Origin of the sequence: Alkalihalobacillus deserti (assembly GCF_020734105.1) — a bacterium.
GTDB lineage: Bacteria > Bacillota > Bacilli > Bacillales > Bacillaceae_D > Halalkalibacter > Halalkalibacter deserti.
The window spans coordinates 33,559-45,869 of sequence record NZ_JAJAFR010000017.1 but is presented as its reverse complement, the minus strand read 5'-3'; the positions used below and the strand labels follow the sequence as shown (position 1 = coordinate 45,869).

The 12,311-nt window shown below is 40.1% G+C and carries 10 protein-coding genes and 1 other annotated feature; all 10 genes read left to right on the top strand.

Annotation, left to right across the window (positions count from 1 at the left end; genetic code table 11):
- Positions 1-224: 224 nt before the first annotated feature.
- Entirely contained in the window at positions 225-374 is a 150-nt protein-coding gene (rpmG, locus tag LDX58_RS20570) for a 50S ribosomal protein L33 (RefSeq protein WP_227938942.1), read from the top strand.
- Between the two features lie 124 nt (positions 375-498).
- Positions 499-690 carry a preprotein translocase subunit SecE gene (secE, locus tag LDX58_RS20565; RefSeq protein ID WP_227938939.1) on the top strand — a complete coding sequence of 64 codons (192 nt, stop codon included), beginning with the start codon at positions 499-501 and terminating at the stop codon, positions 688-690.
- Between the two features lie 64 nt (positions 691-754).
- Positions 755-1,288, top strand: a complete 534-nt coding sequence (nusG, locus tag LDX58_RS20560; RefSeq protein WP_227938932.1) for a transcription termination/antitermination protein NusG — start codon at positions 755-757, stop codon at positions 1,286-1,288.
- A 169-nt stretch (positions 1,289-1,457) separates the two neighbouring features.
- Positions 1,458-1,883 (top strand): 50S ribosomal protein L11, encoded by a 426-nt coding sequence (rplK, locus tag LDX58_RS20555; protein ID WP_227938930.1) that lies wholly within the window; start codon positions 1,458-1,460, stop codon positions 1,881-1,883.
- Between the two features lie 117 nt (positions 1,884-2,000).
- Positions 2,001-2,696, top strand: coding sequence for a 50S ribosomal protein L1 (rplA, locus tag LDX58_RS20550; RefSeq protein WP_227938928.1), 696 nt, complete (start codon positions 2,001-2,003; stop codon positions 2,694-2,696).
- Between the two features lie 58 nt (positions 2,697-2,754).
- Positions 2,755-2,891: a sequence feature (ribosomal protein L10 leader region), on the top strand.
- Positions 2,892-2,928: 37 nt separating this feature from the next.
- Entirely contained in the window at positions 2,929-3,426 is a 498-nt protein-coding gene (gene rplJ, locus LDX58_RS20545; RefSeq protein ID WP_227938926.1) for a 50S ribosomal protein L10, read from the top strand.
- A gap of 110 nt (positions 3,427-3,536) precedes the next feature.
- A complete protein-coding gene (gene rplL, locus LDX58_RS20540) occupies positions 3,537-3,899 on the top strand; it encodes a 50S ribosomal protein L7/L12 (protein ID WP_227938924.1) in 363 nt (120 codons plus the stop codon).
- 99 nt (positions 3,900-3,998) lie between these two features.
- Entirely contained in the window at positions 3,999-4,601 is a 603-nt protein-coding gene (locus LDX58_RS20535) for a class I SAM-dependent methyltransferase (protein WP_227938922.1), read from the top strand.
- Positions 4,602-4,930: 329 nt separating this feature from the next.
- A complete protein-coding gene (gene rpoB / locus LDX58_RS20530; RefSeq protein ID WP_227938920.1) occupies positions 4,931-8,473 on the top strand; it encodes a DNA-directed RNA polymerase subunit beta in 3,543 nt (1,180 codons plus the stop codon).
- A 130-nt stretch (positions 8,474-8,603) separates the two neighbouring features.
- Positions 8,604-12,230 carry a DNA-directed RNA polymerase subunit beta' gene (gene rpoC / locus LDX58_RS20525; protein ID WP_227938918.1) on the top strand — a complete coding sequence of 1,209 codons (3,627 nt, stop codon included), beginning with the start codon at positions 8,604-8,606 and terminating at the stop codon, positions 12,228-12,230.
- The last annotated feature ends 81 nt before the right edge of the window (positions 12,231-12,311 follow it).

Here is a 12,311-nt window from a genome sequence, read left to right as displayed (position 1 = left end):
ATTTGTGAAAGCCAAGATTAAATCCAGGGGTTATCTTTATTGATTTAGAGTCTACTAAAACAAGTTTAAAAGAAAAAAAGGGTAAAATTCATGCTGTTTTCAAATAAGAATAAGAAGCCCGAAAGGCAATGGTTACTGAGTTTTTTTATTCTTCTAATAATTGACACGATAAAACGGGTGTGATAGATTGAAATAGTATGTACTTGAAATGCTGGAGGTGCGAAGTGCGAACGAACGTTGTACTAGCATGTGAAATTTGCCGGTCAAGAAATTATTCAACACAAAAAAATAAACAGAATACGAGCGAACGGATTGAAATGAAGAAGTTCTGTAAGACATGTCAAGAACACACCCTTCATCGTGAAACCAAGTAGTGTTTATTAGTTGAATTTGAAATGTTTGTATCGGACAAGCTTCGGCCAAATTACTTAACTATAACTAGATTCGAATAGATAAGGGCAATTTTGTCTATATTGATTGATGCTGGGGGTGTCTGTCATGGCTGGCGGAGTAAAAAACCTCGGAAGCTTCTTCCGGGATGTTGTGAAAGAAATGAAGCGCGTGTCGTGGCCTTCTCGAAAAGAACTAACCCGTTATACTTGGGTTGTTATCGGTACGGTAGCTTTTATTTCTGTTTTCTTTTTTATTGTAGATTACGGAATCTCAACACTTCTTCGTTTCTTAAACTAATTAGTAGATAGATCATTAAAGAGCTGTAGCGAAGGAGGGAAGGACAAAATCGTCCTAATAAAAAATGGAAAAAAATTGGTATGTGCTTCATACGTATTCAGGTTACGAAAATAAGGTGAAGACAAATCTGGAGAAACGTCTAGAATCTATGGACATGACAGATAAAATTTTCCGCGTACTTGTGCCTGTAGAAGAAGAAACGGAAATTAAAAACGGTAAGAGTAAGACTGTATCAAAAAAAGTATTCCCTGGTTATGTCATTGTTGAAATGATTATGACAGATGATTCTTGGTATGTCGTCCGAAATACACCAGGAGTAACTGGATTTGTTGGCTCTTCGGGTGCTGGCTCAAAACCAACGGCACTTCTCCCAGAAGAAGCAGAAGCGATTTTAAAACAAATGGGTGTAGAGCAACCTAAAGCTGAAGTGGATTTTGAGATTAAAGAATCTGTAAAAGTTAAAGAAGGTCCTTTTGCTAATTTTGTTGGTTCGATTGAAGAGATTCAAATGGATAAGCAAAAAGTTAAAGTGCACGTCAATATGTTTGGTCGTGAAACGCCGGTTGAACTTGACTTTAACCAAGTGGAAAAGATTTAATTCGAAAAAAACTTGCTATCCTGTGTTAGAAGTGATAGAATCTTCATGGTTGACAAATGGTTTCATTAAATGAACCATCGGGTGCATGAGTGCATCCGTTTTTTGAGTGGGAGGGTGCAAATTTAAACACCCGGATACCACATCACGGACTTTAAGGGAGGTGTGTCACGTGGCTAAAAAGGTTATTAAAATGGTTAAGTTACAAATTCCTGCTGGGAAAGCTAATCCAGCGCCACCAGTTGGTCCTGCATTAGGTCAAGCAGGTGTAAATATTATGGGATTCTGTAAAGAATTCAACGCTCGTACTTCAGATCAAGCTGGTCTAATTATTCCAGTTGAAATCACAGTATTTGAAGATCGTTCGTTTACATTCATCACGAAAACTCCACCTGCAGCTGTTCTTCTTAAGAAAGTTGCTGGAATCGAGTCTGGTTCTGGAGAGCCTAATTCAAAAAAGGTTGCTACAGTGAAGCGTGATAAAGTACGCGAGATTGCTGAGACAAAAATGCCAGATCTTAACGCAGCTAGTGTAGAATCGGCTATGCGTATGGTTGAAGGTACTGCTCGCAGCATGGGTATTGTGATTGAAGATTAATTTGTAAGTTTCTGGAGGTTGCGATGAGGATATACCCTCTTTACCTAATTCATTAGGTTCGCAACCTTTAATAGTGGGAGGTATTACCGCTAAAACCACATTCGAGGAGGAAATAGCATGGCTAAGAAAAGTAAAAAATATGTAGATGCTCTTAAGCTTGTTGATCGTGATACGGCGTATCAAGTAGAAGAAGCGATTGAGTTAGTTAAAAAGACGGCAACGGCGAAATTTGACGAAACAGTTGAAGTAGCTGTACGTCTTGGGGTTGACCCTAAGAAAGCAGACCAACAAATTCGTGGTGCTGTTGTTCTTCCAAACGGTACAGGTAAAACACAACGTGTTCTTGTATTCGCAAAAGGTGAAAAGGCGAAAGAAGCTGAAGCAGCTGGCGCTGATTATGTAGGTGATGAGGACTTCATCAACAAGATTACTCAAGGTTGGTTTGAATTTGATGTAATCGTAGCGACACCTGACATGATGGCTCAAGTTGGTAAACTAGGTCGTGTCCTTGGACCGAAAGGCTTAATGCCAAATCCTAAAACTGGTACGGTAACATTTGATGTGACTAAAGCTGTAAATGAAATCAAAGCTGGTAAAGTTGAATACCGCGTTGATAAAGCTGGTAACATCCACGTTCCTATCGGAAAAATTTCGTTTGAAACTGAAAAACTTACTGAAAACTTCAAGACAATCATTGAAACTCTTGTTAAAGCAAAACCTGCTGCTGCAAAAGGAACTTACATGAAGAATGTTGCTATTGCTTCTACAATGGGACCTGGAGTACGCGTAAACGCATCTGTTTTCGCAAGATAATGATTGACATAGATGACTTGTGTATGTATACTCTTAAGAGTGTCTTACATAAGGCGCTTTAAAATTAAATGTCATACCGTAGACAGTAGGTGTGTAACTCACACTTAATTCCCTACCGAGGTAAGCGATAGATACAGGATTTAAAACTGTGTTTGTATGCCCTCATGTCTACATGAGGGCTTTTTATATGCTTCTTTTACGGTATGGTACAAAAACCATAGGAGGTGTAAGAATGAGCGTATTAGAACAAAAAAAGCAAGTCGTTTCTGACATTGCTGCGAAACTACGTGATAGTAAAGCAACAATTGTTGTTGACTACCGTGGACTTAATGTTGCTGAAGTAACTGAACTTCGTAAACAGCTTCGTGAAGCTGGTGTTGAGTTCAAAGTATACAAAAACTCACTTGCTCGTCGCGCAACTGCAGAAGCGGAACTTACTGATCTTGATGTGCAACTAGTAGGACCTACTGCTATTGCGTTTAGTAATGATGATGTTATTGCTCCTGCTAAGGTCATTAACGAATTCTCTAAAAAGCATGATGCTCTTGAAATCAAAGCTGGTGTCATTGAAGGACGAGTAGCTTCTGTTGAAGAAGTAAAAGCTCTTGCTGAACTTCCATCACGCGAAGGTCTACTTTCAATGCTTGCGAACGTGCTTCAAGCTCCAGTTCGTGGACTTGCGTTGGTTACAAAAGCTGTTGCAGAACAAAAAGAAGAACAAGGCGCATAATAATCGAGTTTTTAAAACTCGATTTGAAACGGCCTAATCGTAATAGAACGTGCTTAGTTCTACTTAGTGCGTAAAAAATCAAATAAAACCAATTATAGGAGGATTTTAAAATGACTAAAGAACAAATCATTGAAGCGGTTAAGGAAATGACTGTTTTAGAACTTAACGACCTTGTAAAAGCAATCGAAGAAGAATTTGGTGTATCTGCTGCTGCTCCTGTAGCTGTAGCTGCTGCTGGTGGAGACGCTGGTGCTGCAGAACAAACTGAGTTTGATGTAATCCTTACATCTGCTGGTGGTTCTAAAATCAACGTTATCAAAGTTGTTCGTGAAATCACAGGCCTTGGTCTTAAAGAAGCAAAAGCTCTTGTTGATGGTGCTCCAGCTCCAATCAAAGAGGGTGCTTCTAAAGAAGAAGCTGAAGAAGCAAAAGGCAAGTTAGAAGATGCAGGTGCTTCTGTAGAAGTTAAGTAATAGATTTTATAAAGGGGATTCGCTTCTGGCGAGTCCTTTTTTATTTGAAGAGTATTTGGTCTATAATGAAGTGGATGATTTTTTTAAGGAGCGATGTTTATGTCGGACCATTATTATACGGAAAAACCTGAGGTAGATAGCAAGGAGAGAAGTTGGACATCTGATTTAAGGGGAATGACCTTTTCTTTTTTCTCGGATCGTGGCGTGTTTTCAAAGAAAGAAGTGGACTTTGGAAGTAAGTTGTTAACAGATGTTTTTGAGTTTCCTAACGTTACAGGAGATATTTTGGATGTAGGTTGTGGGTATGGGCCGATTGGGCTTGCGATTGCTAAATCTGATTCTACCAGAGTTGTACATATGATTGATGTGAATGAAAGAGCTTTACTGCTTTCGGAACGAAATGCAGAAAGAAATCAAATTAAAAATGTACAAATCTATAAAAGTGACCGTCTAGAAAATGTATCGGAAACTAGTTTTGCAGCGATTGTGACGAATCCGCCCATACGTGCTGGTAAACAAGTGGTACACTCGATTTTGGAACAAGCCTACCATCATTTAGCGAATGAGGGTGAAATTTGGGTGGTTATTCAAAAGAAACAAGGGGCACCATCTGCAGTCCAAAAACTAGAAGAATTATTTAATAATGTAGACATTGTCGAAAAGAAAAAAGGCTACTTCATTATTAGAGCAAAAAAAGTTTGACCCAGCTTGTCTTTTGTGATATTGTTATTTAATGCGTATAACTACCTATTTTTAGATCGTATTTTTGATAAAAGTCAAGTGGCAATTTTTGAATAAAGATCTTGAGTAGTGGTTATACTGAAATAATCGATTGAAGTTTGTGAAAATAGGTCACTATCTATTTTTTTTGTTAAAAGAAAGAAATCGAGCTTTCTTTTAATGTACGTACATACTTAGTGTGCGAGTTTTGTTTAATCTATAAAAATGTTGAATCTAATCTGATGATATGGCTGATCAGGTAGAGGAAATATTTTTAGATACTATAACGCGAGATTTGAGGGGTGAATCAGTTGACAGGTCAACTAGTTCAGTATGGACGCCACCGCCAGCGAAGAAGCTATGCAAGGATTAACGAAGTATTGGAGCTGCCGAATTTAATTGAAATTCAAACAGCGTCCTATCAGTGGTTTCTTGATGAGGGCCTAAGAGAAATGTTCCAAGATATTTCTCCCATTCAAGACTTTACAGGAAACTTAGTTCTAGAATTTATTGATTATAGTCTTGGAGAACCGAAATATCCAGTTGATGAATCAAAAGAGCGTGATGTAACTTATGCGGCACCATTACGTGTTAAGGTTCGTCTCATTAACAAAGAAACTGGAGAAGTGAAAGAGCAAGAAGTATTTATGGGAGACTTCCCACTCATGACTGAGACGGGGACATTTGTCATTAATGGTGCCGAGCGTGTCATTGTTTCTCAGCTTGTTCGATCTCCTAGTGTATACTACAGTCAAAAAACCGATAAAAACGGTAAAAAAGGTTTTACAGCTACTGTCATTCCAAACCGTGGTGCGTGGTTGGAACTAGAAACAGATGCTAAAGATATCGTTTACGTTCGGATCGACCGCACAAGAAAAATACCAGTGACGGTTCTTTTGCGTGCGTTAGGTTTTGGATCTGATCAAGAGATCATTGATTTATTAGGCGAAGATGAGTATCTTCGCAACTCGTTAGAAAAAGACAATACGGATGGAACCGAGAAAGCGTTACTAGAAATTTACGAACGTCTTCGCCCTGGTGAACCGCCGACTGTTGAAAATGCGAAAAGTTTATTGGATTCACGTTTCTTTGATCCGAAACGTTATGACTTAGCGAATGTTGGTCGTTATAAGATTAATAAGAAGCTTCATATTAAAAATCGTTTGTTCAACCAACGCTTAGCAGAAACATTAGTCGACCCTGAAACAGGTGAAGTTATTGCTGAAGAAGGGACATTACTAGATCGTCGTACGCTTGATAAAATCCTACCAAATATTGAAAATAACATAGGGTTCCGTCATGTGAACGCATCAGGTGGTGTTGTTGGTGATGATGATATTGAATTGCAATCTATTAAGATCTATGCTCCAAATGATCAAGATGGAGAAAGAACAATTCGTGTAATCGGAAATGCAATGGTTGACCGTTCGGTGAAGCACATTACACCATCTGATATTATTGCTTCTATTAATTATTTCTTCAACTTGTTACACGGTGTTGGTGATACAGATGACATTGACCATTTAGGGAATCGTCGTCTTCGTTCAGTAGGAGAACTCCTGCAAAATCAATTCCGTATCGGGTTATCACGTATGGAGCGCGTCGTGCGTGAGCGTATGTCGATTCAAGATCCAAATATGATAACGCCACAGGCATTAATTAATATTCGTCCCGTTATCGCGTCTATTAAAGAGTTCTTTGGTAGTTCTCAGCTTTCACAGTTCATGGATCAAACAAATCCGTTAGCTGAGTTAACTCATAAGCGTCGTTTATCTGCACTAGGACCTGGTGGTTTAACTCGTGAACGTGCAGGGTTTGAAGTTCGTGACGTTCACTACTCTCACTATGGTCGTATGTGTCCGATTGAAACGCCAGAGGGACCGAACATCGGTTTAATTAACTCGTTATCTTCTTATGCAAAAGTAAATGAATTTGGGTTTATGGAAACTCCATATCGTCGTGTTGATCCTGAAACCGGAAAAGTAACGACACAAATTGATTACTTAACTGCTGACGAGGAAGATAACTATGTTGTCGCTCAGGCAAACGCACGTTTATCAGATGATGGATCATTTATTGATGATAATATCATTGCTCGTTTCCGTGGGGAAAACACAGTTGTCCCTCGTGAACGTTTAGATTATATGGATGTATCGCCTAAGCAGGTTGTCTCTGCTGCGACATCTTGTATTCCTTTCTTAGAAAACGATGACTCAAACCGTGCCCTAATGGGAGCGAACATGCAACGTCAAGCTGTACCTTTACTCGTTCCTGAAGCACCGATTGTCGGTACTGGAATGGAGCATGTGTCTGCAAGAGATTCTGGTGCTGCGATTGTTTCTAAGTCTAAAGGGATTGTAGAACGTGTAACAGCGAAAGAAATCTGGGTACGCCGTCTAGAAGAAGTGGACGGTAAGGAAGTTAAAGGCGACCTTGATAAGTATAAATTACAAAAGTACATTCGTTCGAACCAAGGAACGAGTTATAACCAACGTCCAATTGTGGCAGAAGGTAACGTGGTTGATAAGCGTGAAATTCTAGCTGATGGTCCTTCAATGGAACTAGGCGAAATGGCACTTGGTCGTAACGTCATGGTTGGATTTATGACTTGGGACGGTTACAACTATGAGGATGCAATCATTTTAAGTGAGCGCCTTGTAAAAGATGACGTGTACACTTCTGTTCATATTGAAGAGTATGAATCAGAAGCTCGTGACACAAAACTTGGACCTGAAGAAATTACTCGCGATATCCCGAATGTTGGGGAAGATGCGCTTAAGAATCTTGATGAGCGTGGAATTATTCGCACAGGTGCAGAAGTGAAAGATGGCGATATCCTTGTTGGAAAAGTAACACCTAAAGGGGTAACGGAACTAACAGCGGAAGAACGTCTCTTACATGCCATTTTTGGTGAGAAAGCTCGTGAAGTACGAGATACATCACTTCGAGCACCTCATGGTGGAGATGGAATTGTTCTTGATGTTAAAATTTTCAATCGTGAAGATGGAGACGAATTACCACCTGGTGTTAACCAGTTAGTTCGTGTATACATCGTACAAAAACGTAAAATTCACGAAGGGGATAAAATGGCGGGACGTCATGGTAACAAGGGTGTAATCTCTCGGATTCTTCCTGAGGAAGATATGCCTTATTTACCAGATGGAACTCCAATTGACATCATGTTAAACCCACTTGGGGTACCTTCTCGGATGAATATTGGTCAGGTACTTGAACTTCATCTTGGAATGGCCGCACGTAAATTAGGTATTCATGTAGCATCACCGGTATTTGATGGCGCGAATGAAGAAGATGTCTGGGGTACGATTGAAGAAGCTGGCATGGCACGTGATGGAAAGACGGTCTTGTATGATGGACGCACTGGAGAGCCTTTTGATAACCGTGTTTCTGTAGGGATTATGTACATGATCAAACTTGCGCACATGGTTGATGATAAGTTACATGCTCGTTCTACTGGACCGTATTCTCTTGTTACGCAACAACCACTTGGCGGTAAAGCTCAGTTTGGTGGACAGCGTTTCGGTGAGATGGAAGTTTGGGCGCTTGAAGCTTATGGTGCCGCTTATACTCTTCAAGAGATCTTAACGGTTAAATCAGATGATGTCGTTGGACGTGTGAAGACCTATGAAGCGATTGTTAAGGGTGAGAATGTTCCTGAACCAGGTGTTCCAGAATCGTTTAAGGTATTAATCAAAGAGCTTCAATCTTTAGGGATGGATGTTAAGATGCTCTCTAGTAATGAAGAAGAGATTGAGATGAGAGACCTTGATGATGAAGACGATCAGACAAGTGAGAAACTTAATCTCAACTTTGAATCAAGTGAGTCAAACGTATAAAACAGCTATGGGAGCTAGTGAAAATCTAGTTCCCTCAAGTTGTCTATCTAAATGATTAGATAATGGCGTATCAGGAATTTTTTATTTACGAGCTCAATTAGACATGGAAACGAAAAGGGAGGTTAGCCCCTTGTTAGATGTAAATAATTTCGAATATATGAAAATTGGTCTTGCTTCACCAAATAAAATCCGCTCTTGGTCAAGAGGGGAAGTTAAGAAGCCTGAAACCATTAATTATCGTACACTAAAGCCAGAAAAGGATGGTCTTTTCTGTGAGCGTATTTTTGGACCGACAAAAGACTGGGAATGTCATTGCGGGAAATATAAACGCGTTCGTTACAAAGGTGTTGTGTGTGATCGTTGTGGAGTAGAAGTTACCCGTGCTAAAGTTCGTCGTGAACGCATGGGTCACATTGAACTTGCTGCACCGGTTTCTCATATTTGGTATTTCAAAGGAATCCCAAGTCGAATGGGTCTAGTCCTTGACATGTCTCCGCGTTCGTTAGAAGAAGTGATCTACTTTGCTTCGTATGTAGTCACAGATCCAGGCGATACACCACTTGAAAAGAAACAACTTCTTTCAGAAAAGGAATATCGTACATATCGTGACAAATATGGTCGTTCATTTAATGCACAAATGGGTGCTGAAGCGATTCGTAAGTTGCTTGCCGATATTAATTTAGAAAAAGAAGTGGGCTTATTAAAAGAGGAGCTTGTAACAGCTCAAGGACAACGCCGCACTCGTGCGATCAAACGTCTTGAAGTGTTAGAAGCATTCCGTCATTCAGGTAATGAGCCTTCATGGATGATACTTGATGTACTTCCTGTTATTCCACCGGAGCTTCGTCCAATGGTACAGTTAGACGGTGGTCGTTTTGCAACGTCTGACTTAAATGACTTATATCGTCGAGTGATCAACCGGAATAATCGTTTGAAGCGTCTACTTGACTTAGGGGCTCCAAATATCATCGTTCAAAATGAGAAGCGTATGCTTCAAGAAGCAGTTGACGCATTGATTGATAATGGACGCCGTGGTCGTCCTGTAACAGGACCAGGTAACCGTCCACTTAAATCACTTTCTCATATGTTAAAAGGGAAGCAAGGACGTTTCCGTCAAAACTTACTAGGTAAGCGTGTTGACTATTCAGGCCGTTCCGTTATCGTAGTAGGACCAAACTTGAAAATGTATCAATGTGGACTTCCGAAAGAAATGGCGCTTGAATTATTCAAGCCGTTCATTATGAAGGAACTTGTAAGTAAAGGTCTTGCTCATAACATTAAGAGTGCAAAGCGTAAGGTAGAACGTGTTCAACCAGAAGTTTGGGATGTACTAGAAGAAGTGATTCGTGAGCATCCGGTTTTACTAAACCGTGCACCAACGCTTCACCGTCTTGGTATCCAAGCGTTTGAACCAACTCTTGTTGAAGGTCGTGCGATTAAGCTTCATCCTCTTGTTTGTACAGCTTATAACGCTGACTTTGATGGAGATCAAATGGCCGTTCACGTTCCATTATCTGCCGAAGCCCAAGCAGAGGCTCGCATTTTAATGCTTGCTGCTCAAAACATTTTGAATCCGAAAGACGGAAAGCCTGTAGTTACTCCATCACAGGATATGGTTCTTGGTAACTATTATCTGACTATGGAGCGAGATACGGCTAAAGGTGAAGGGTCGATCTTTAAAGATACAAATGAAGCATTAATTGCTTATCAAAACGGATATGTGCATTTGCATACTCGTGTAGCAGTTCCAGTTTCGTCACTTAACAAGCCGACATTCCGTGAAGAACAAAATGACAAATTGCTATTAACAACGGTTGGTAAGTTGATCTTTAACGAGATTCTACCGGAAACATTCCCGTATATTAACGAACCAACACAGTTTAACTTAGAAGTTGAAACACCAGATAAGTACATCGTTCCTAGTACGACTGATGTAAAGAAGTATTTTACTGAAAACGAACTTATCTTACCGTTTAAGAAAGGTTTCTTAGGAAACGTCATTGCGGAAGTATTCAAGAAGTTTGCGATTGCAGAAACGTCTAAAATGCTTGATCGAATGAAAGAGCTTGGCTTTAAGCATTCGACAAGAGCTGGTATTACAGTTGGGGTTGCTGACATCGTTGTTTTAGCTGAAAAGAAAGAAATTATTGGTGCGGCTGAACTGAAAGTCGAAAAGATTCTAAAGCAATTCCGCCGTGGTTTAATTACGGAAGAAGAGCGTTATGACCGTGTTATCTCTGTGTGGAGTGAAGCGAAAGATGTTATTCAAAATAAATTAATGGGTACGCTTGATCGAAGTAACCCGATCTTCATGATGAGTGACTCTGGTGCCCGTGGTAATGCATCTAACTTTACTCAGTTAGCAGGTATGCGTGGTCTAATGGCTAACCCGTCTGGTCGTATTATCGAACTTCCAATTAAATCAAGTTTCCGTGAGGGACTAACCGTACTCGAGTACTTTATCTCTACTCATGGTGCACGTAAAGGTCTTGCTGATACAGCTCTAAAAACTGCTGACTCAGGTTACTTAACCCGTCGACTTGTTGATGTTGCTCAAGATGTTATTGTTCGTTCAGATGATTGTGGTACAGACCGCGGTTTAGCTGTTCGTGCAATAAAAGAAGGCAATGAAGTGATTGAAAATCTATATGACCGTCTTGTTGGTCGTGTTGTATTTAAAACACTTAAACACCCAGAGACCGACGAAGTGTTAGTTAAAAAGAATGAACTAATCGATGAAGACATCGCTAGAATGATTATTGAAGTTGGTGTGGAAGAGGTAACGATTCGTTCAGTATTTACATGTGATACACGTCATGGTGTGTGTAAGAAGTGTTACGGCCGAAACTTAGCTACTGGTAGCGACGTTGAGGTTGGGGAAGCAGTTGGTATTATTGCGGCTCAATCAATTGGTGAACCAGGAACACAGCTTACTATGCGTACCTTCCATACAGGTGGGGTTGCTGGAGACGATATCACTCAAGGTCTTCCGCGTATCCAAGAGATTTTTGAAGCTCGTAACCCTAAAGGTCAAGCGGTTATCTCTGAGATTGATGGTGAAATCATTGATTTCAAAGAAGGAGATAAACGAGAAGTCACGATCCGAAGTGAGATGGAAACGAAGAACTATGCGATTCCATACGGTGCGCGTATTAAAGTTTCTATCGGGGACTTTGTTAAATTCGGTGAACCAATCACTGAAGGTTCAATTGACCCTAAAGAATTGTTAAAGGTAAAAGGTATGAGCGGTGTTCAAGAATATTTACTCCGTGAAGTACAAAAAGTTTACCGCATGCAAGGGGTAGAAATTGGCGATAAGCACGTAGAAGTTATGGTACGTCAAATGCTTCGTAAAGTACGTGTCGTTGATGCTGGTGAAACAAATGTATTACCAGGTTCTCTTATTGAGATCCAACAGTTTAACGATGAAAATAAAAAGGTGCTTCTTGAACAGCAACGGCCAGCTACTGGTAAACCGGTATTGCTTGGTATTACAAAAGCATCTCTTGAAACAGATTCGTTCTTATCGGCTGCATCATTCCAAGAAACAACACGTGTGTTAACTGATGCGGCAATTAAAGGTAAGCGAGATGAATTACTTGGTCTTAAGGAAAATGTTATCATCGGTAAACTTGTACCTGCAGGAACTGGCATGCCTCGTTACCGTCATTTAAATATTACATCTGAATATGACCAAGTTGAAAATGAATCAGCTGACCAACCAGATGTAGAAGAAGTTCTTACTTCGAATAAATAATTTCAAAGAATGGTTGACAGTGAAGTGCGAGAATGATAATATATCCTAGTGTGCCTGAGAAAACCTGTTGCTTTGGAGGAT